The following is a 19,283-nucleotide window of genomic DNA, read 5'->3' on the forward strand; positions in this document are numbered from 1 at the left end:
CTTTGAGGAACTTTAGCGATCGCTTTCCTCCTGGTAAACTGTAAACAAACAAAGGAATCACTCTGCTCCTAATCCGGCACAATCTATGAATCGTGCATGATCCAGGACGGAGAAACATATTCTTGATTGTGTTTTTGCCTCGGTACTGCTTCACCTGCCAATGAGAAACTAGATCAAGGTCTTCATGAAAGCCATAACCTGGCAAAATGTCGTTAGTTTCGTATTGTCAGCAAAATTCTTGGCGAAAGAATATTTATTATCGTCGGAATGCTTGTGTTTGGCTGCGAAAAAAGAATATATACTCCAACCTTGACTATTAAATGAATCCAGATAACTCAGAAACTTACATAAATCATCCAACGTGGGGTTTGCTATATAAGATCTGTATGGTTGATGAAAACCAAGATCTATTCACTACACTTTATGCCCAACGCTTATTTTTTTTGGTAACAAATGACGTTAAAGGTATTAAATTTCAGTCTCTTGGCCGGACTGAAGCAAGAATGATGCTGGAAAATCGTTTACGTACTTTGCGTCGCAATGGCAAGTCCCAGGAGTACGATCAGCTTCAAAGTGTTTTCCAACGCACCTTCCAATGAATAGTTCTGTTCGTGAACGTATTGCTAAAATTCGCGCCTCACTTCCTCCTTCAGTGCGGTTAATTGCTGTAAGTAAGTTAGTCCCAACCGAACTGATGCGAGATGCCTATGCCGCCGGAATTCGTGATTTTGGTGAAAGTCGTGTCCAAGAAGCTGCCAGTAAACAAACCGAGTTACAAGATTTGCCGGATATTACTTGGCACTTTATTGGCAATTTACAAAGCAATAAAGCTAAAAAAGCTTTGGAATTATTTGACTGGATTCATTCCGTCGATAATCTACAAATAGCCCAGCGTTTAGAGACTCTGGCACAACAGTTAGGGATGAGTCCATTGGTTTGCCTACAAGTCAAAATTCTCCCCGATCCTAGTAAGTCTGGTTGGATGATACCAGAATTATTACCTGACTTGGAAGCACTTAACCAATGCCAGAACTTAAAAATTCAAGGTTTGATGACAATTCCGCCTCGTGGCTTGGATCATGAGGCAATTTTGAAAGTTTTTGACCGTACTCATCAACTAGCCCAAGAAATTGCATCTCAGAACTGGTCAAATATAACCATGAAGCATCTATCAATGGGTATGTCAGGGGATTACGAATTAGCCGTGCAAACAGGTGCAACGATGGTAAGATTAGGAACCGTATTGTTTGGGAAACGAGGCTGACATTGTTTACGTCTAGGTTTGAGTTGGGTATCCAAAACAATAGCCAAATCATATCTAAACAAAATCAGTAACTTCCGTTTGAATACGTGTCTAATGACCAGGGTATTGACAAATGTAATTAGTAAGACAGAATGAGATTGAAATAACTTTCAGTTGCTTCTACCTTAGGATATAATTTGAACTCATTAAATGTCCAGATAAGGTATAGTCCTTTTTAGAACAGTGTTTTCTTCATAAAACCCTGTACTAGAGGCTACAACCAGCAATAGAATTGCTGAAGGCAGCAGCCACTATACTGGCTACCAAAATTTACAGCCAGATCAATTAAGGTAATTTCCACTGGGAGCGTACACAATGAACAATATATTTTCCAAACTCAGGGATTTTGTGGGGTTGAATGAGCAAGTAGAATACGAGTACTACGAAGAAGAGCCAGATACCGATGGCTACCAAAATCTCTATCAACAAGAAAATCCCCAACCAGAACCACAAGAAACTACTGCTACCCCTAATCGACGTTGGCGCGAACCTGTGCCTACAATGGGGGATGAAGTAGCCGCAGCAGGGTCAAAGCCTATGAGTAACGTAATTGGTATGCCAGGCGCAATTAATGGAATTTCTGAAGTTTTAGTACTTGAACCACGTACTTTTGAAGAAATGCCCCAGGCAATTCAAGCATTACGTGAGCGTAAATCGGTTGTCTTAAATTTGACAATCATGGACCCGGATCAGGCTCAACGGGCGGTTGATTTTGTTGCCGGTGGTACTTATGCTCTAGATGGACATCAAGAGCGGATTGGAGAAAGTATATTTTTGTTTACGCCCAGTTGTGTGCAAGTCAGCACTCAAGGTGGTTTTTTACATGAAGTACCACAACCAGTTGCCCGTCCCTCTCGTCCTGCAAGCACCACTCCAGCTTGGGGAAATGAAGTTAACCGGATGGCACAATAAAGAAGTTAAATTAGTCATTAGTCTTTTGCCCTTTGTTATACCATTAGGCAAGTTGCCTTTCCGGCATTTATGTTATTTGTCGTGATCTGGATGACTAATGACCAATGACTAATGACCAATGACTATTAACGAATGACTATTAAATTTGGCTTAATTGGTGGCGGGGTGATGGGAGAAGCTTTGTTATCCCGCCTTATTGCTTTGGGGATTTATCAAGGTTCAGAAATCCTAGTTAGTGAACCCCAAGTTTCTCGGCAGAGTTTTTTACAGCAGCAATATGATGTAGCTGTGACAACGGATAATTGCTTGGTGTTGGCTGAGGCGCAAGAAGCTGTAATGTTGGCAATCAAGCCCCAGATATTTAGTGCGATCGCTCAAGAATTAGCAGATATATTACCTATAGAACATCATCCCCTCATCATTTCTATCTTGGCAGGTGTGCCTTTAAAGCAGCTAGAAGCCGCCTTTCCCCAAATGCCAGTTATTCGTGCTATGCCCAATACTCCCGCTACAGTGGGCGCAGGAATAACGGCAATTTGTCTAGGTGCTTACACTTACCCCATTCACCAGCAAACAGCACAACAGATTTTTTCAGCTGTGGGGGAAGTCGTAGAAATTCCAGAAACCCTCATGGATGCGGTAACAGGCTTATCTGGTAGTGGCCCGGCTTATGTCGCATTGATGATAGAAGCGTTATCAGATGGGGGAGTTGCAGCGGGTTTGCCCAGAGCAGTGGCTAAACAATTAGCTTTACATACGGTATTAGGAACAGCCAAACTTTTAGAAGAAACTAAACTACACCCAGCAGAACTCAAAGACAGAGTTACCAGTCCTGGTGGGACGACAATAGCCGGAGTTAGTCAATTAGAAAAAGCTGGATTTCGTTCCGCTCTAATTGAAGCTGTCAAAGCTGCGACAGTTCGTTCTCAGGAACTGGGTAAATAGCTAAAAATGTTGGGTTTTATTGCGTCAAACTAATTAGAAGATTGCTGGATGTTCTAATCTTGATGCAATCAAATAACAGACTTCAGGAAGGACAACACTGGGAAGTAACAGAGGCTCATTTATGGTTTGTACCACAGCAAGAACACGATTATGATTACGATCACTTTGGTCTGCAAGTTCAAACAGAAAGCTAGTATCAAGGATGAAAGTCATACTTGCTCATCTTGATGTAAACTCCAACCGCGAATAGGATCAACTTCATTGGCCAGAATTTCTTCATCTCGCTCTGAAACATCCTTTTCTACTGAACTTCCCAAAGCTGCAACTGAAAGCAAAAAATTTCTACCGGTTTTTTGGGATTGTTTTTCAGTTGCTTTATAGCGCAGGTAATCAACAAAATTGATGAGTTCAGTGAGAGAATCTTCTGGCAATGTCTTAATTGACTCAATAATTTGCTCTCGGTTTTTGGTTAAAGTATCCATGTCTTTATTTAAAGGAATGCTGCTTACTTCAAACACACTATTCTATTCTGACTGAAATTGCTGTCTAATGTTTCTCCAGTTTGTGTAGTCAGTTTTAGGAGTTGTTTAATTTTGCTTAACTCGCTCTAGTAATCCAGGAATTGCTAAAATTTCTTGGGTTGCAACTTCGTTTTCAGTATTTGCTAAATAAGCAACAAAATCAGCAACGAGTTTCTGTAACTCTGTCACAGATTCTAAAACCTCTATTCCTTTGCAACCGAATTTTTATGCTGTATGCCTAAAACATTTGACATCATTAAACTGGGTTAGTAGAAAGATATGTTTTGTCTCCTATGTGAATTATTCCTTCGTCTTCTCTTAGGATAGATGCATAAGCAATTTTCATGCCTTCTCGATTGAATTTTTGGGCAACAAACTTTACATACTCCATGTCAGGTTGAATCGAGATAAGCTTCAAAAGCTCTGCGCCTGCTTTTGTCAAAGACCCGACCTTATTCATAATTTGAGGCGTATCTTTCTCTCTTTCTAGCAACAGAACTAATGAACCGTAGAATAGTTGAGAAGTTGTACCTGCGGTAGAGGCTTCAAAGGAAAAACTCAGATTATCGCTATCATTTACAAGACCAGCTTCTCTGAGAGAGAGAATTTCAGAAAAATTAAGTGTGTTATCTTTTTTGAAGATATATTCTTGCGGATCAAGAAAAAAATTCATCCTCTTAGTCCCTAGAGCATACTGCCCTAATTTGACAAAGTTTTCTGCCTCTTGACGTGAAATATTTTTTAGTGCCTCAAGAGTACGTAATGAAAATGAGCCAGGTTTCGTAATCTCACCAGCCAGAATTTTACCCCACCAGTATTGAAGATCTTCCGTCGATATTTTTTCTGCTATGTCAAAGAAGTGGTTAATCCATTCTGGTTCTGGCTTATTCTCTGGAATCTTGCTTTCACCTAATAGTTCTTCAGCAGCATTTGCACAAACAGATTCTATATTCTGCTGTTTACGTAACTCCTGATACTGACTACGAGTTACCACTCGTTCAGGAAGTGAGAGGATCTGGCTAGGTGTTTCAGCAGAGGATAAAATCTTAAGTTTGCCATCTTCATAATCTGTACCAATAAGCAATTTGCGACTCTCAGCCATAGCTTGGGAAATAACTTGTATTTCGTATGCCTTAGCATCAGCATTTTTCTTAATAAGGTACGGACGTGAAACTGCACCTACTCCTTCAGCTATTACTTCAATCAGTCTTTTCAGTGGTTCACTGATACCAGCTAGATCTTTGATTTCCATTTATAACGAGGACTGAATAGATAATTTAATACTGGATGCTAACACATAATTTGACCATTAGAACTTAAGCGATCGCACTGTATCTAGAAGTATTGAAAGAAGACGGACAACCCATACCCGAACCATCCACCTAAGTGGGTAAAGTTGCAGTAGTGATGATATAAATATAGCTACCGGGGAACAATCCACCATGCAAGGACTAGCAGTTAAGCTTATTGATTACTAGTTAATACCAGTCAACGATTTTGAGTCCCGAAACCCTGGAAAACTCCTTGACATTGTGAGTAACCAAAGTTGATTGAAGTGCTATGGCTGTTCCGGCAATCAAAACATCTATTTGACCGATTGGAGTTCCTTGCTGCTCCAACTCAGCACGAATTGTAGCAGCAGCAAGAGCAGCATCTCTATCAAACGGAATCACGTTAACTCGGCTTAGAAGTTGCTACGGAATCACGTTAACTCGGCTTAGAAGTTGCTACGGAATCACGTTAACTCGGCTTAGAAGTTGCTGAAGTTGTTGAGTGCGTTTTGCGGGTGAAGTGGACTTAGCAATGCCAACTTGTAATTCAAAGAGAACAATCGTAGGAATACTAATTTCCTCGGCAGAGACATTGGCAAGGTTTTGAGCAACTTGTCCTTGACCTTTGAAATAATAAATTAGGGTGTTGGTATCCAAAACGTACATCTAGAGGCTCTCCCGCAAGATGTCTTGTCCAGATTCAGCGCGAATATCTTCTAAAGCGGGAAAGTCATCTTTCCAAGTTCCAGCAAGTGAATAAACAAATTCTGACCAAGGTAACTGGTCAATATTGTTGACAGTTTGGTTAGCATTTAAATGTTTCGCACGGATAAATTCAGCAAAAGTCAAAATCTCATCAGCTTGATCTTGGGGAAGAGTTTTGACAAGTGCATAAATCTGTTCGGCAATAGTCATAATAGAGTTTTAGATAAAATTAGGTCGGTGAAATTATTTTATCGTAGATGCAACTACTGAGACAAAAATCCACTATGCAAACACTAGCCGTTACTGAAACTATCACTACCATCGCAGAAGCAGAAAAAAGATTTGGCTTGAGTCGCAGTGAATCTCAGGATTTTTTTACAGAATGGCATGATCAATTACCTGAGATTAACCCTAATGACCGCACCAACCTAGAAATTTTAGGTCAGCGTTATATTTATCACCGTTCTGGTGGACATTTATTGGAAAGTACGGTAATGCTATTACTTGTTTCTCCATTGCTGACCGTTGCAGGTTTATATGATCCACCTTTTCGCATCAAAGCTGAAGAATCAGTGCAGATAACAGTAGCGGATAGCGAAGAAACTCTACAGGGTCGAATAGATGTGCTGGTATTGCGCGATCGCTTTTGGATAATTGTTTTAGAGTCCAAAAAAACCATGTTATCAGTTTGGTCAGCATTGCCCCAAACTCTCGCTTACTTGATGGCTAGTCCAAATAGCGATTTGCCGACTTTTGGAATGCTCACCAATGGTGACGATATTGTGTTTGTCAAGCTAGAAAATCAAAAATATGCCATGTCAAGAGTATTTGCACCTCTAACTACCCAAAGCGAATTAGAAAGTGCGTGTCGAGTTCTACTCAAAATTGCAGAAACACTAAAATAATTAAAAAAGACTAAGTAATTACTCCACAACTCAGCTTTAGCTGTCAACGTAGCAAATCACGAATCAGGTTATGATAGTAGATAGTCTGGTTGCTAATGATGATTGAGTGAACTATCCTGTCCCATCTTCAGAAATTGACTTAGGGTCAATATTTCCCTTTGAACTGGATCAATTCCAGCTAGATGCGATCGCCTCCTTGAATGCTGGACGCTCCGTAGTCGTCTGTGCGCCCACGGGTTCAGGTAAAACATTAATTGGGGAATACGCCATTTATCGCGCCCTGGCGCGGGGGAAACGTGTGTTTTACACCACCCCCCTCAAAGCGTTATCGAATCAAAAATTACGTGACTTTCGGGAAAAATTCGGGTTTGAACAGGTCGGACTCTTAACAGGTGATGCTTCCATCAACAGGGATGCACCTATTTTGGTCATGACCACCGAAATTTTTCGCAATATGCTCTATGGCACACCCATTGGGCAAATCGGTATTTCCTTAGTAGACGTTGAGGCAGTGGTGCTAGATGAGTGCCACTACATGAACGATCGCCAACGAGGTACAGTTTGGGAAGAATCCATAATTTACTGTCCCCGCGAAGTGCAACTAGTCGCCCTTTCTGCCACAGTTGCCAACAGTGACCAACTTACCGACTGGCTAAATCGTGTTCATGGCCCCACAGACCTCATTTACTCCGATTTTCGCCCAGTTCCCTTAGAATTTCACTATTGCAATCCCAAAGGGCTGTTTCCCCTACTCAATGACAGCAATACAAAAATTAACCCCCGCCTCATTAAACGTGGTAAAAAAGGCAAACCAGAAAAGGGTAGAGGTGGTAGACCAGAAGCTCCAAGTATCATATATACCCTCAGTCAACTAGAGCAGCGGGATATGCTGCCAGCTATTTATTTCATCTTCAGCCGTCGGGGATGTGATAAAGCCGTAGCTGAAGTAGGTGATTTATGGCTAGTAAATAATGACGAATCCCAAATATTACGACGGCAAATTGACGATTTTCTCAACCGCAACCCTGACGCTGGACGTTCTGGACAAATTGCCCCCCTATACCGGGGTGTTGCTGCCCACCATGCCGGAATTTTACCAGCATGGAAAGGGTTAGTCGAAGAACTATTTCAACAGGGATTAATTAAAGTCGTCTTTGCCACCGAAACCCTCGCAGCGGGAATTAATATGCCCGCCCGCACAACAGTTATTTCCACCCTTTCTAAGCGTACTGATAACGGACACCGCCTGTTGAAAGCTTCCGAATTTCTGCAAATGTCAGGCCGGGCTGGTCGCCGGGGCATGGATTTACAAGGTTATGTGGTGACAGTACAAACACCCTTTGAAGGGGCAAAAGAAGCAGCCTATTTGGCAACATCTCCAGCAGATCCCCTCGTCAGTCAGTTTACGCCTAGCTATGGGATGGTGCTGAATCTACTGCAAACCCACACCTTAGAGCGAGCCAGAGAACTGATAGAACGCAGTTTTGGACAGTACATGGCGACCTTGCATTTAAGACCTGAATACGACGAAATTGGGGAAATAGAGGCAGAATTAGCTAAACTCCAGGCAGAATTAGCTGATATTGATGAAAATGAATTGGCGCTATATGAAAAATTACGGCAACGCCTGAAAGTAGAACGCCATATATTCAAAACCCTGCAAGAACAAGCACAGGCAGACAGACAAGAACAACTGTCGATGATGTTGGATTTTGCCATATCTGGGACAATGTTGAGTCTTAATGACAAAAACATGACAGCGACTTTACCTATAACAGCGATATTAGTGGGCAAAGCAACCAGTCCTGGTCAAACTTCTTATTTCGTCTGTTTAGGGAAAGATAACCGCTGGTATGTGGCCACAACTGCCGACGTAGTTGATTTATATGCTGAATTACCAAAGGTTGAGGTGTCGCCGGATATCTTACCACCGTCAGAATTGGCTATAAAACGGGGACAGTGTGTTAGTGGTAGCGAAGAAACATTAGCGATCGCACAAAGCATACCCGATCCCGGCGAATTTATGTATATGCCTCCAGAAGTAGCCGAACAACTCAGCCGCGTAAACGCCGTTCAAGCACAATTAGAAAATCACCCCCTACATCAATCAGGGAATGTTGCCACTATCTTTAAACGCAGAGCGCGTTGTGTGGAATTAGAAGCAGAATTAGAAGAGGTACAAGGGCAAGTAGAACAACAGTCCCAAAGACATTGGGAAGAATTTCTGAATTTAATCCACATTTTGCAGCAGTTTGGCGGGTTAGAGAACTTAGTACCCACACAATTGGGACAAATGGCAGCCGCTATTCGGGGAGAAAATGAATTATGGTTAGGTTTAGTCATCGCTAGTGGCGAACTAGATAATTTAGATCCCCATCATTTAGCTGCCGCAGCAGCAGCTTTAGTGACAGAAACCCCACGTCCAGATAGTAAAGTCCGCTTTGAACTCAGTAATGAAGTCGCAGATGCTTTAGCCAAATTGCGCGGAATTCGTCGCCAATTATTCCAAATACAACGACGCTACAATGTTGCCCTACCTATTTGGTTAGAGTTTGAATTAATCGCCATTGTCGAACAGTGGGCATTAGGAAAAGAATGGGTAGAACTATGTGCCAACACCACTTTAGATGAAGGTGATGTAGTAAGGCTGTTACGCCGCACATTGGATTTATTATCCCAAATTCCTCATGTTCCCTATGTACAAGACTCTTTACGGCGCAACGCTCAAAGAGCTATGCAGCTAATTGATAGATTCCCTGTCAATGAGGGAACGGAATAATTACAGCAGAATTCAGGAGTCGGAAGAGTTGTGAGTACCAAGTACCGTTAGCGTGGCGTTTAGCCTGTACCGAGTGCTTGACTCTCCTTCTTACTCATTACTCATCGCTCTGTACTGGCTTGGTGTCTAGGTTTCAATTTTGATTCTGTGTTACGCTCAGTATGACATAAGTCCAGATTTCACCCGTTTGCAGTATAATAAGTTGCAAAATAAATTGCATAATTTGGACAAAGGAATATATGAATTTATCTATACGCTAAAGAAAAAGGTATGAAAGTTTCAAATTCCGTTAACTTATTGGTGAGTTTATATTGCCATTTGCCTGATTGATCTTGTTTCCAAAAACAGAAAGGTTTAGAGAGAATATTTCCATAATTATTCAATTGTTGTAAATACTCTTGGGGTGTAATTTCTACCTTCTTCGCAGCTTTAATGATGATTTTAGCAATTGCAAATTTATTTTTGTAATCTACATAGTTTAAAATAAAAGTAGTTTCACCAAGACTAACTTCCAAATCTTTATTATATGGAAAAAAATCTTCAGTTAGCCAATAATTCAGTCCTTGAATTTCTTGCTTAAGAGTGATTAAGTCAGTGATATTTGGTTCTATACACATGATTTATAACTCCTAATTTTTCGTTTGCACTTTGATTGTACTGCGGATAATTTTTTTAATTTTGCCACTTTTATAGCCTTCTCTGTTTATTAAACATGGACAATTTTATCTCATAAAATTTAGCATTAAGTATATTTAAGGTTAAGTTTTGGTAAAAATCATGGGTAGTAAATAAAAATTACCTTCACATCTTATTTGTATTTGTGATTTATCTAATCAACAATACAGACTTAAAAATGCGAAATTAATTTTGTACAAGTACTTAAAACCTCATCATTAATTTAATTTTTTCTGGATATGTTTAACTAAAGTCTCTAGGGATAAAATCTAAGTTCCATTTTTTCACGCTGAATTACAAAATAACCTATCAAAAATGACCGAGACAAATTTCAGTTAAGGATTATGGAAAGTGCGATTGCCGGACTTGTGAGAAATACGAGTTATGAAGTCGTATTGCCTTCATTATTTTCATAATGAAGCAGGAATGTGTAAATCGTGTGGATATTCTGATCATTTGTCAGTTAAGTACCCAGACAGAATTAATTACACAGATTATTTTCTCGTTCGGAGTTTAGACGTTCGACTGAGATGATGCCGAAGTCTACGCGTAGCTTCCCGCTGATGAATTACGAATTATTTTAAAACATTATGCACTTAAGCATATCAAATAAAATATTATTTGTACCTAATTTATAGAATTTTTCTAATTTGTATCACATAACCAGAGATTTAGTGTTAATTTATACGATTTTAAATTTTGACAGTCGTTATACTCATTCCAAAGGTTCTACCTGGGAATTGATGAAGTGGCCAAGCCACTTCATTTTTATTGCCAAAAAGTTGATCTTTCAATCATTGACTAGCTCATCATGCCATTTGTCGCGGGTTTCCCGTTTGTCTATATCTCGTGTCTCACCATCACGTGATAACTCATCTGAGCGAGGGTATCGCTCTAAATTCCACGTTCCCCACTTCAGAGGTTTCTGTCTTTCCAGGTGGTTGATAAATTGCGTGATTGATTGATCAGCCTGGATAGGGGTTTTTAAATTAAACTGAATTGTGTCGAAAATTTTACTGTCATTCTCAATGAAGTACTGAGCTAAAATTTTCGTCAGCCACAGCAAGAATTTATTGTACAACCTTCCAAAAATACTCGGCCTTTTTTTAGTAATAAAAATTGCCTGTCCTTCAGCTTTTCCACCTTCAATCAGACGCAAAGTAAACATAATGTAGAAATGAAGGAATTCGGGCCCCACTGTTACCATCCCAGTAGAACCGTACCAATAACATAGACTGTAAGTAACAGGATTTTTATAGAAGGGACGGATCAGTTTAATCAAAAAAGAATCTGGACTATTTTGTGTAGTGTTACTGAAGGTAATAGCATTTTCATTCAGTTCCTGTTTCTCAAAATTAAATTCTGATAGCATCTTGTGGACTGTATTGAAGTGTTGAGCATCAATAGCATTTATCATGACCACATTGGGGTGACATTTAGTTATAAAATGCGCCCCAAAAGTGCTTTCACAATCATCAATTTCTAACTCTGGAATAAATGGTAAAGGTTGTTGTGGTGTTTCTCCAGTCCACACCCAAACTATTCCATATTTTTCAGCGGTAGGCCAAGCTTTTGCTTTAACAGGAAGCGGCTCATCTAAACAGGGAATATGAACACAGAAGCCTTCTGAGTCATATTGCCAATGGTGGAAAAAACATCGTAGTTCATTACCTTCAACTTTACCTTCAGCTAGATGAGCGCCCATGTGTGGACAGTAGGCATCAAATATAACTGCTCGTCTATCTTGACCACGATAAATAACTAGTTCTCTCCCCAAAATTGTTACAGGTTTTACTTCACCAACCCGTAACTTTCGAGAAGGTATTACCCAATACCATCCTTCAATAAAACGCTCTGGGTTATTGAAAGTTTTAAGTTTCCGGGGGTAGCTCACGTTCTCAGCGTTGACATTCATTTTAGGGTTTCACTTGCGGTGAAGCGGTTAATTTAGAGATATCATGTCAAGCTGATCAAAACAGTTATTTTCAGTACTAGGAGAATCGTTTAAGCAAATAATTTTTCAAAGTTTAATTTCCAGGCATATTTTTTTATTTATGTAATAATAATAACAGCAAGAATTTGGGAATCTGTTATGTTAACCCAGGATAAAAAACAATTTTTAATTGGTCAGGTAACAGAATTAAGTGGTATTTCAATTCGGACAATTCGCTATTACGAAAGCGTGGGGTTAATTAAACCATCCGGGCGTACTGAAGGGGGCTTTCGTCAGTTTTCGGCAGATGTACTAACTCGGTTAGCTTTTATTAAAAGAGCGCAACATTTGGGTTTAAGTTTGGAAGAAATTCGAGATATTCTACAAATCTATGACCACGGACAACCCCCTTGTGTTGAAATTCAAGATAAGTTGCAAGAAAAGCTATTACAAATTGATAATCAAATTGAACAATTGTTAACTTTGCGTTCAGAAATAACTGGGTTACTGTCAGGTTGGCAAAGTATGGAAAGCCAACCCCAGGAAACTATTTGTCCTATTATTCAAAATAATTACAAAAATCCAATTTAAATTTTGAAAAAGTCTCAGATTTAGGTCGTATTAAGGTACATTCAATCAAGACTTTGAGCGTCATCTCGTTTTTTCATGAAGATGCGCTTGATTTAGTTATGTGGGTAGTGAATGCGAAAATATATCATTTCCAACTGTTGGCAACTACCCTGGGATAGATAGCAATCTCTTGCTAATTGTGGAAAAATCAACCCGTGGTATCAGAAAATCCTCAACCCACCATAAATTTAGGGATAATGGTGGGTTAGCGCAGCGTAACCCACCCTACGAATTAGGGATTTTTTTATTTGGCAGTCCCATAGAAAAAGATTAATCAATATTAGTTTGGCATTTGATGAATATGACAAAACTATTCAATAGATTATCACAAAACCGTGCAGTAAGCAATACTAATTTACCAAAAGACTTTCATAAAAGAGTAGGAATAAGTTATTGGCAACGTCTAGGAAGATTCTATAGTTTTCGTAAGGTGTATAGTATTTTTCAAAACCAAATACAAAATTTTTACCCTAATGGGTACAAAAAACGGTTAGAAATACTAGAAAATTCCATATTCCAGAATATTCCAGTTAATGAAATTGTGGCAGATATGGAGAAGCAGGCTATTTTTTTGGGATTGCAACTACCTCGTTATATGGTTGAAGAAATTTATAAATTTGCTATAAATACACTTTGTACTGAACCAAAACATGATGATGAGTTTTTAGAATGTGATGTAAAAAATGGTTGCTTAAAAAATGGACGGTATGTGATGCGGGGGTTGGTAAGTAATGTGATGAATTGTGATGCCATTAAGCAAATTGTTCATGATCCTGTACTGTTAAATATAGTCAGGCAATATCTCAAATATTGGCCAAAGCTGATTACGCAACATCTAACTTGGAGTTTTGCTTCAGAGTTACCAGAGGCAGAGATTAAAAAAATTTATCCACCCACAAATTTTCATTATGATGTTGCCGGTTGTAACTTTATGACTATCTATTTCTACATTACAGATGTAGATGCAGATTCTGGTCCACATATCATGATTAAGAATTCCCAAAAGCAGAAGCCATTAAGGATGTTATTGGCTCCTAATCGCCAATCTGATGAAGAGGTGTATGGTTATTATGGTAAAGAAAGTGAGTTAGTGATTACAGGCAAAAGTGGATTTGGTTTTGTTCAAGATCCTTCCTGTATTCACAAAGTTAAACCCCCCAGAACATCTAATCGGCTGTTGCTACAAATTAGATATTCTTGATTTTAGTTAGGATCAATTTTCCCTAAATAAGGGACTTCCAAATAAAACAATTAGGACTTACGCAAGATTAAACTCAAAACCTGATTCTTGCGTAGGGGTAATTCATGAATTACCCCTACTTCCGTTCTGTTTTGCGTAAGTCCTGACAATGTACAAAAAATTATTGTGGTGCAGGACGAAAAGCCCGCAAATTATCAAGAACTGGCAGGATGCCCATCCCACAAGATTGAATAATTTATTTTCTGGTGTTTCCTAAGGCTATAGGAATATAATGGAGGGCAGTCAAACTTTTATCAATAATTACTTTAATTTGATGGTGATTTTGATTTGCTGAAGATAAACCACCATAACTCTATGCTAATTAAAGCTAAACCTGCGACTGTAACAGCAACTTTCACGCTTAAAGGTTGTTCAATTTGATGAAATTGATTAATTTGCTCTGAGTGAGAATTTGCCATTTCTGCTGATGCTGGACTTGATGTCAATAATACTAAACAAATAAGACTGATCCAAAGCGTTTTTTTGTTCAACATTTACTTAATTCCTGGTTGAAAGTTACGCAATCTTAAAGCATTGGTGACTACAGAAACGGAAGAAAGAGCCATCGCTGCACCAGCGATAATGGGATTAAGTAACCAACCAAAAATAGGGTAGAGAATACCAGCTGCAACAGGAATACCAATGATATTGTAAATAAAAGCAAAGAAGAGATTTTGCTTGATATTGTTGATGGTGGCACGACTAAGTTGAATTGCGGTGACAATGCCTTGTAGGTCTCCAGAAATTAAAGTAATATCACTAGCAGCGATCGCAACATCTGTACCTGTCCCAATGGCAATTCCTACATCTGCTTGGGCTAAAGCTGGTGCATCATTAATTCCATCCCCTACCATAGCCACGATTTTAGACTTGGGGTTTGGGCTTTTATTCCCCAGTCCCCGGTTTTGCAATGATTTGACAATTACCACTTTTTGGTCTGGACGGACTTGGGCAAAAACTTGGGTAATTCCAACTTGACGTGCGATCGCTTCGGCAGTTAAGCGATTGTCTCCAGTTAACATTACCACTTCTAAGCCTAATTTCTGTAATGCTTGCACAGCAGCATTTGAGGAAGGTTTGAGGGCATCAGCAATACCCATTATTCCTTGTAATTCCCCATCTACAGCTATTAAAATTACCGTTTTAGCCCCAGATTCCCAACCTACTTGATACTGTTGTAAAGAAGCTGCATTAATCCCCAATTCTGTTAACCAGCGTTCTGTCCCTATTTGCACCAGATGATCATTAACAATTCCCTGGACTCCACAACCAGCTATGGCAACAAAATCCTGAACATTTGCTAAATTCACTTCTTGGGATTTGGCATATTGTACTACTGCTTCAGCTAGGGGATGTTCAGAATTTCTTTCTACAGTTGCAGCTAACTGTAATAATTCCAATTCATGATGATTAGCTGTACCTTTAACAGTGATAAAATCTGTAACGGTAGGTTTCCCTTGAGTTAAGGTTCCTGTTTTATCAAGAACAATAGTTTTAATTTTGTGTGCTAATTCTAAACTATCAGCACCTTTAATTAAGATGCCATTTTCTGCACCTTTCCCAGTTCCTACCATGACAGAAGTAGGGGTAGCTAAACCCAAAGCACAAGGACAAGCGATAATTAACACACCTACCATTGTGATGATAGATAGGGTAAAGTTACCCATAAAATTAAACCAGATGACAAAAGTAAAAATAGCGATCGCAATTACAGCCGGCACAAACCACCCCGTTACCTGGTCTGCTAACCGCTGAATTGGTGCTTTTGAACCTTGTGCTTCTTGCACCAACTTGACAATTTGCGCTAAAAAAGTATCCTTACCCACCCTAGTAGCTCTAAACTTAAAACTACCAGTTTTATTAATCGTTGCTCCAATTACCTCATCACCTGGTTGTTTTTTCACAGCGACACTTTCACCTGTCACCATCGCCTCATCTACTGTTGAAACACCATCAATAATTTCCCCATCTACAGGAATCTTTTCCCCAGGACGTACTAAAATCTCATCATTAATTCTCACCTCACCAATAGGAACATCCATTTCTATCCCATCTCGGATAACTTTAGCAGTTCTAGCTTGTAGTCCCATCAATTTGCGGATAGCTTCCGAAGTTTGTCCCCTAGCGCGATGTTCCAAAAATCGTCCCAAAAGAATTAAACTTATCACCATTGCTGCTACTTCATAATAAACATGAGGTTGCAAACCTTGGGCGATAAAAAAGCCAGGAAAAAGCGTCACAAATAAAGAATATAAATAAGCTGCACCTGTTCCCAAAGCAATTAATGTATCCATCGTTGCTGTGTGGTGTTTTAGAGACTTCCAACCATTACGGAAAAAAGACCCACCACACCAAAATTCTACAGGTGTAGTTAAAACTAATTGCAACCAAGGATGATGAATAAAACCGGGAATAAAAGGCATTTTTAATCCAGTCATCATGGGTAAAGAACCCACAAATAGAAAAATACTAACGATACCTCCTATCCATAGTTTAAGTTTCAATTCTCGTTGTTCTGCTAACTGAATTGCTTTTTGGGTATCATCATTTTCATCTTGTTGTTCTTCTAGAGAAAAAGACGAATAACCCGCAGCTTCAATAGCAGCTTTAACTTCTGCTAAATTAGTACGGTTAGAATCGTAATTAATAGTTGCTTGTTCGGCTCCAAAGTTCACATTGCAATCAATTACACCAGAAACAGAAAGTATTGCTTGTTCAACGTTGTTAGCACAAGAGGCACAACTCATGCCCCGCAGTTTAAGTGTGAGATTATCCATATTACAACCTTTAAATAATTCTTAAGAATTCAGGAGTCAGGAGTCGGAATGTAAGAATTCAGGAGTCAGGAGTCAGGAGTCAGGAGTTAGAAAGAAAGAATGATAAGAATATTTTTTTTCTTCTGTTCCTGGTTTCCTCTTCCCTATGTAAGAATTCAGGAGTCAAGAGTCAGGAGTCAGGAGTTAGAAAGCAAGAAAGATAAGAATATTTTTCTCTTCTGTTCCTGGTTCCCTCTTCCCTGCTATATCAAACATTCTGTATCCTGAATCCTTACGTCGGAATTAATGAGGGTATTCAACCCACTTCTACATCCGTCAATCGCATATAATTCCTTCTACATTCTTAATCCTGAACTCCGAACTCCGAACTCCGAACTCCTGCTATTCTGTTTAAGCTGGAGGATAACCAGCTGTAACTAAAGCTTCTTTAATTGCTGTTTCTGATGCTTGGGTGTCTACATTTACAAGCTTGGTTTTTGGATCAGCATCAACAGTAGCATTTGCATCTATAGCTTTAACTGCGTTGGTAATATTGGTTGCACAAGTTGAACAAGCCATTCCCGGAACTGTAAGTTTGATTGTCATAGGTTTAAATGAGTGAAAAAATTAAGATTTAGCTGAAGACAATTGCTGTAATTTTTCAATTTGGTCAATTGGCGTTTTGATGATAGCTTGAGATAAGTTACGAATTTGTGGCTGAGTAGCATTTTCAGAAGCTTTCTCGGTTATCATCTGCTCAGAAATGTTTACGGCATTTCTGCCAAAAATCAGTAATTTGTGTTTTCCTGTTACTAAATTTTCGGCTCAGAGTTCTTTGTATATTCATCCTAAATCCTCTAGTTGGCTAGAGAGTCTAGAGTTTTTTAGATATTTTTTGTAAAAAACACAAAACTTTACCTTTTTGGTTCTGTCTATGAATAGTGATGGAACTAAGCGCGACAGAAAAGAGCCAAAAAAAGTTTATGCAGATGAGTCTATAAATTTAGAGCGATCGCAAAAAACAATGATGAATGCAGAAAATATAGTCCATATTCCCCAAATTTTGCGCGATTTACCCCCTGAATTTGAGGAACTGCGGCCGTTTATAGAGTCACAGTTGTGGCCTTATATCAAAATTAGTAGCCAAGAGGTTGGCCAGCTAGAGGAGGATTCCACCGGAGATCCACTAAAACTTTGGCAAAGCAAAATTGGTGGAAATCCCTATCTGCCGAAAGACTATGAACATCCACGCGATCGCATTACCGGAGACATTATGCCGTTGCTGATGCAAGTCAACTGTGCAGATGTACCCCAAATTGCTGGCTTTGATTTTCCCCAGCAGGGAATTTTGCAATTTTACCTGGGTTATGATGCGGCAATGTCTGAACTCAGCCCAGAAGTATGTCGCGTCCTCTATTTTCCCGAAGTTTTGGAAGTTGACAATGAATTAGTCACCGACTTTAGCTTTATCGAAAATGAAGATACTCTCCGCGACTATTCAGAAATTTACGCCTTAGAGTTTTCAGTTGCACAGGAATTGTTTTGGCATCCTCGCTATGAAGAGATTCAGCCGCCGGAAGCACTAGCAGACCTATATAAAAAATTTAGTCTAGAGTGCAGCGAAGATTGCTCTGGCGACAAACTGGGAGGATTTGCAGATACGTCTTGTTTTGACGTTGGAGCAGCCACGGAAGGCGTAAAGGGTCGATTGTTGCTAGAACTTGGGCAAACATCGTGTAATGGCGAATACTTTTACTTTTTTATTGAAGATGCTGATTTAAGAAATCGGGACTTTAGTAAAGTTGAATGTCGGATCATGTTCACTTAAAAATTGGGCGTTGCTGATAGCCATATTTGAGGTATGAAAATCAAAAATTCCATTTCTCAAATTCTTACTCTTTGCGCTACGCCAGTTGCTACAACGCGGGAAACCCGCGCAACACACTGGCTCCTCTGCGTGAGACAAATTCATACTTTCATTCACCAACGCCAAAAATCAAATATTATTCCTATATCTCTATTAGGACTTACGCAAGATTGATCTCAAAACCTGATTCTTGCGTAGGGGTAATTCATGAATTACCCCTACTTCAGCTCTAGCACCTTCCTTGAGCGTGTAACTACGGATAGGAAACAGGGTTTTGACCCTTAAACTGAATGCTGCAATTTATAATATGACCATCTAAAAACTTTATAACAAGTCTGCCGTCTTCTGTTCGATAACTATTATTGCGGTCAAATACACCTTCAATCATTTGTGTACCTGCCCAGTTTACAACTTGAACATGGGTGATTTTTTGAGTTTGATCCTTCGCAACAACCCAATCCCCAGATTCTGACGCAGCAAGTAAATCTAGCAGATTATCATGTGTTCGGACTTGAAGTATAAGTTTTAGCATAAAGATTAGAACTTGAGGCAATTTTTGCTATGCTAACCAAGCTTAGAAAGTTTCATCAGTGCAAGATATAATAATTTTACACTAGGGATGAAATAAGCATACATCCGGGGTACAGCCAGGATACCCGGTTCAATGCCAATAATAATAGATATCATGCAGATTTTGGTAGATTTTATGGAGCTTTACTTTTTGTCGAGTTTTTTAATACTTTTGAGCATTATCTAAATCTTCCAGTAGAAATGAAAGAGCTAATTGAGCAGCTAAAAAAATTCTTGGTATGCGAAACTCGTTATTGTAGAATATAGTTGT

General features: G+C 39.3%; 23 protein-coding genes and 1 pseudogene. 11 read left to right on the forward strand and 13 right to left on the reverse strand.

The window, feature by feature from the left end:
- Positions 1-320: 320 nt before the first annotated feature.
- The 5 genes from pipX to AC012T_RS19695 all read left to right on the forward strand — a co-directional run bounded on the left by pipX (position 321) and on the right by AC012T_RS19695 (position 3,354).
- Entirely contained in the window at positions 321-599 is a 279-nt protein-coding gene (gene pipX / locus AC012T_RS19675; protein WP_015215117.1) for a transcriptional coactivator PipX, read from the forward strand.
- Positions 596-1,264 carry a YggS family pyridoxal phosphate-dependent enzyme gene (locus AC012T_RS19680; protein ID WP_487060417.1) on the forward strand — a complete coding sequence of 223 codons (669 nt, stop codon included), beginning with the start codon at positions 596-598 and terminating at the stop codon, positions 1,262-1,264. Before pipX ends, AC012T_RS19680 begins: the two co-directional genes overlap by 4 nt.
- 354 nt (positions 1,265-1,618) lie before the next feature.
- The gene (locus tag AC012T_RS19685; RefSeq protein WP_323312180.1) at positions 1,619-2,215 is read left to right on the forward strand and encodes a cell division protein SepF; all 597 of its coding nucleotides are present in this window, start codon (positions 1,619-1,621) and stop codon (positions 2,213-2,215) included.
- A gap of 132 nt (positions 2,216-2,347) precedes the next feature.
- Positions 2,348-3,160 (forward strand): pyrroline-5-carboxylate reductase, encoded by an 813-nt coding sequence (proC, locus tag AC012T_RS19690; protein ID WP_487060418.1) that lies wholly within the window; start codon positions 2,348-2,350, stop codon positions 3,158-3,160.
- Between the two features lie 62 nt (positions 3,161-3,222).
- Positions 3,223-3,354 (forward strand): hypothetical protein, encoded by a 132-nt coding sequence (locus AC012T_RS19695; RefSeq protein WP_487060419.1) that lies wholly within the window; start codon positions 3,223-3,225, stop codon positions 3,352-3,354.
- Positions 3,355-3,369: 15 nt separating this feature from the next.
- Here the strand turns inward: AC012T_RS19695 and AC012T_RS19700 are convergent, their stop codons facing one another.
- From AC012T_RS19700 to AC012T_RS19720, 5 genes and pseudogenes are all read right to left on the reverse strand, one after another.
- Positions 3,370-3,678: a DUF2281 domain-containing protein gene (locus tag AC012T_RS19700; RefSeq protein WP_487060420.1), complete on the reverse strand. Its 309-nt coding sequence runs from the start codon at positions 3,676-3,678 to the stop codon at positions 3,370-3,372.
- A 69-nt stretch (positions 3,679-3,747) separates the two neighbouring features.
- Entirely contained in the window at positions 3,748-3,870 is a 123-nt protein-coding gene (locus tag AC012T_RS19705) for a hypothetical protein (protein ID WP_487060421.1), read from the reverse strand.
- A gap of 67 nt (positions 3,871-3,937) precedes the next feature.
- Positions 3,938-4,933 (reverse strand): DUF2806 domain-containing protein, encoded by a 996-nt coding sequence (locus AC012T_RS19710; protein ID WP_487060422.1) that lies wholly within the window; start codon positions 4,931-4,933, stop codon positions 3,938-3,940.
- A 226-nt stretch (positions 4,934-5,159) separates the two neighbouring features.
- Positions 5,160-5,618, reverse strand: a pseudogene (locus AC012T_RS19715) (PIN domain-containing protein).
- Positions 5,619-5,867, reverse strand: a complete 249-nt coding sequence (locus AC012T_RS19720) for a DUF2281 domain-containing protein (RefSeq protein WP_487060423.1) — start codon at positions 5,865-5,867, stop codon at positions 5,619-5,621.
- A gap of 74 nt (positions 5,868-5,941) precedes the next feature.
- Between AC012T_RS19720 and AC012T_RS19725 the strand changes: the two genes are divergently transcribed.
- Positions 5,942-6,562, forward strand: a complete 621-nt coding sequence (locus tag AC012T_RS19725) for a type I restriction endonuclease subunit R (protein ID WP_487060424.1) — start codon at positions 5,942-5,944, stop codon at positions 6,560-6,562.
- 106 nt (positions 6,563-6,668) lie between these two features.
- Positions 6,669-9,341, forward strand: coding sequence for a DEAD/DEAH box helicase (locus tag AC012T_RS19730; RefSeq protein WP_487060425.1), 2,673 nt, complete (start codon positions 6,669-6,671; stop codon positions 9,339-9,341).
- A gap of 245 nt (positions 9,342-9,586) precedes the next feature.
- On the opposite strand, the gene AC012T_RS19735 is transcribed toward AC012T_RS19730, so the two are convergent.
- Together AC012T_RS19735 and AC012T_RS19740 are read right to left on the reverse strand one after the other, a co-directional pair.
- Complete coding sequence (locus AC012T_RS19735) at positions 9,587-9,958, reverse strand: hypothetical protein (RefSeq protein ID WP_487060426.1); 372 nt, start codon at positions 9,956-9,958, stop codon at positions 9,587-9,589.
- A gap of 848 nt (positions 9,959-10,806) precedes the next feature.
- Positions 10,807-11,931 carry an aromatic ring-hydroxylating dioxygenase subunit alpha gene (locus AC012T_RS19740; RefSeq protein WP_487060427.1) on the reverse strand — a complete coding sequence of 375 codons (1,125 nt, stop codon included), beginning with the start codon at positions 11,929-11,931 and terminating at the stop codon, positions 10,807-10,809.
- Between the two features lie 177 nt (positions 11,932-12,108).
- On the opposite strand from AC012T_RS19740, the gene AC012T_RS19745 reads away from it, so the two are divergent.
- The 3 genes from AC012T_RS19745 to AC012T_RS19755 all read left to right on the forward strand — a co-directional run bounded on the left by AC012T_RS19745 (position 12,109) and on the right by AC012T_RS19755 (position 13,780).
- Positions 12,109-12,540, forward strand: coding sequence for a heavy metal-responsive transcriptional regulator (locus AC012T_RS19745; protein WP_487060428.1), 432 nt, complete (start codon positions 12,109-12,111; stop codon positions 12,538-12,540).
- 178 nt (positions 12,541-12,718) lie between these two features.
- Positions 12,719-12,853, forward strand: coding sequence for a hypothetical protein (locus tag AC012T_RS19750; RefSeq protein WP_487060429.1), 135 nt, complete (start codon positions 12,719-12,721; stop codon positions 12,851-12,853).
- 27 nt (positions 12,854-12,880) lie between these two features.
- Positions 12,881-13,780 (forward strand): phytanoyl-CoA dioxygenase family protein, encoded by a 900-nt coding sequence (locus tag AC012T_RS19755; protein ID WP_487060430.1) that lies wholly within the window; start codon positions 12,881-12,883, stop codon positions 13,778-13,780.
- Positions 13,781-14,085: 305 nt separating this feature from the next.
- Here AC012T_RS19755 and AC012T_RS19760 read toward each other — a convergent pair whose 3' ends face one another.
- The 4 genes from AC012T_RS19760 to AC012T_RS19775 all read right to left on the reverse strand — a co-directional run bounded on the left by AC012T_RS19760 (position 14,086) and on the right by AC012T_RS19775 (position 17,328).
- A complete protein-coding gene (locus tag AC012T_RS19760) occupies positions 14,086-14,313 on the reverse strand; it encodes a hypothetical protein (protein WP_487060431.1) in 228 nt (75 codons plus the stop codon).
- Positions 14,314-16,596 carry a heavy metal translocating P-type ATPase gene (locus AC012T_RS19765; RefSeq protein ID WP_487060432.1) on the reverse strand — a complete coding sequence of 761 codons (2,283 nt, stop codon included), beginning with the start codon at positions 16,594-16,596 and terminating at the stop codon, positions 14,314-14,316. It abuts the gene before it with no gap.
- A 390-nt stretch (positions 16,597-16,986) separates the two neighbouring features.
- Complete coding sequence (locus tag AC012T_RS19770; RefSeq protein WP_015215134.1) at positions 16,987-17,181, reverse strand: heavy-metal-associated domain-containing protein; 195 nt, start codon at positions 17,179-17,181, stop codon at positions 16,987-16,989.
- A 21-nt stretch (positions 17,182-17,202) separates the two neighbouring features.
- Positions 17,203-17,328, reverse strand: coding sequence for a hypothetical protein (locus AC012T_RS19775; protein ID WP_487060433.1), 126 nt, complete (start codon positions 17,326-17,328; stop codon positions 17,203-17,205).
- A 181-nt stretch (positions 17,329-17,509) separates the two neighbouring features.
- Between AC012T_RS19775 and AC012T_RS19780 the strand changes: the two genes are divergently transcribed.
- Entirely contained in the window at positions 17,510-18,403 is an 894-nt protein-coding gene (locus tag AC012T_RS19780) for a DUF1963 domain-containing protein (protein ID WP_487060434.1), read from the forward strand.
- A gap of 292 nt (positions 18,404-18,695) precedes the next feature.
- Here AC012T_RS19780 and AC012T_RS19785 read toward each other — a convergent pair whose 3' ends face one another.
- The gene (locus AC012T_RS19785) at positions 18,696-18,974 is read right to left on the reverse strand and encodes a hypothetical protein (protein ID WP_487060435.1); all 279 of its coding nucleotides are present in this window, start codon (positions 18,972-18,974) and stop codon (positions 18,696-18,698) included.
- Positions 18,975-19,006: 32 nt separating this feature from the next.
- Positions 19,007-19,129 (reverse strand): hypothetical protein, encoded by a 123-nt coding sequence (locus AC012T_RS19790; RefSeq protein WP_487060436.1) that lies wholly within the window; start codon positions 19,127-19,129, stop codon positions 19,007-19,009.
- Positions 19,130-19,283 lie beyond the last annotated feature (154 nt).

It is taken from the genome of Anabaena sp. EIM26, assembly GCF_057568715.1.

Bases quoted from the DNA above. Each gene is read 5' to 3' on its own strand.
- AC012T_RS19785 (WP_487060435.1), bottom strand. From the start codon at position 18,974: ATGCTAAAACTTATACTTCAAGTCCGAACACATGATAATCTGCTAGAT.
- AC012T_RS19755 (WP_487060430.1), top strand. From the start codon at position 12,881: ATGACAAAACTATTCAATAGATTATCACAAAACCGTGCAGTAAGCAAT.
- AC012T_RS19740 (WP_487060427.1), bottom strand. From the start codon at position 11,931: ATGAATGTCAACGCTGAGAACGTGAGCTACCCCCGGAAACTTAAAACT.
- AC012T_RS19725 (WP_487060424.1), top strand. From the start codon at position 5,942: ATGCAAACACTAGCCGTTACTGAAACTATCACTACCATCGCAGAAGCA.
- AC012T_RS19680 (WP_487060417.1), top strand. From the start codon at position 596: ATGAATAGTTCTGTTCGTGAACGTATTGCTAAAATTCGCGCCTCACTT.
- AC012T_RS19790 (WP_487060436.1), bottom strand. From the start codon at position 19,129: ATGATATCTATTATTATTGGCATTGAACCGGGTATCCTGGCTGTACCC.
- AC012T_RS19775 (WP_487060433.1), bottom strand. From the start codon at position 17,328: ATGATAACCGAGAAAGCTTCTGAAAATGCTACTCAGCCACAAATTCGT.
- AC012T_RS19770 (WP_015215134.1), bottom strand. From the start codon at position 17,181: ATGACAATCAAACTTACAGTTCCGGGAATGGCTTGTTCAACTTGTGCA.
- AC012T_RS19710 (WP_487060422.1), bottom strand. From the start codon at position 4,933: ATGGAAATCAAAGATCTAGCTGGTATCAGTGAACCACTGAAAAGACTG.
- AC012T_RS19720 (WP_487060423.1), bottom strand. From the start codon at position 5,867: ATGACTATTGCCGAACAGATTTATGCACTTGTCAAAACTCTTCCCCAA.
- AC012T_RS19760 (WP_487060431.1), bottom strand. From the start codon at position 14,313: ATGTTGAACAAAAAAACGCTTTGGATCAGTCTTATTTGTTTAGTATTA.
- pipX (WP_015215117.1), top strand. From the start codon at position 321: ATGAATCCAGATAACTCAGAAACTTACATAAATCATCCAACGTGGGGT.
- AC012T_RS19765 (WP_487060432.1), bottom strand. From the start codon at position 16,596: ATGGATAATCTCACACTTAAACTGCGGGGCATGAGTTGTGCCTCTTGT.
- AC012T_RS19695 (WP_487060419.1), top strand. From the start codon at position 3,223: ATGCAATCAAATAACAGACTTCAGGAAGGACAACACTGGGAAGTAACA.
- AC012T_RS19685 (WP_323312180.1), top strand. From the start codon at position 1,619: ATGAACAATATATTTTCCAAACTCAGGGATTTTGTGGGGTTGAATGAG.
- AC012T_RS19735 (WP_487060426.1), bottom strand. From the start codon at position 9,958: ATGTGTATAGAACCAAATATCACTGACTTAATCACTCTTAAGCAAGAA.
- AC012T_RS19745 (WP_487060428.1), top strand. From the start codon at position 12,109: ATGTTAACCCAGGATAAAAAACAATTTTTAATTGGTCAGGTAACAGAA.
- proC (WP_487060418.1), top strand. From the start codon at position 2,348: ATGACTATTAAATTTGGCTTAATTGGTGGCGGGGTGATGGGAGAAGCT.
- AC012T_RS19780 (WP_487060434.1), top strand. From the start codon at position 17,510: ATGAATAGTGATGGAACTAAGCGCGACAGAAAAGAGCCAAAAAAAGTT.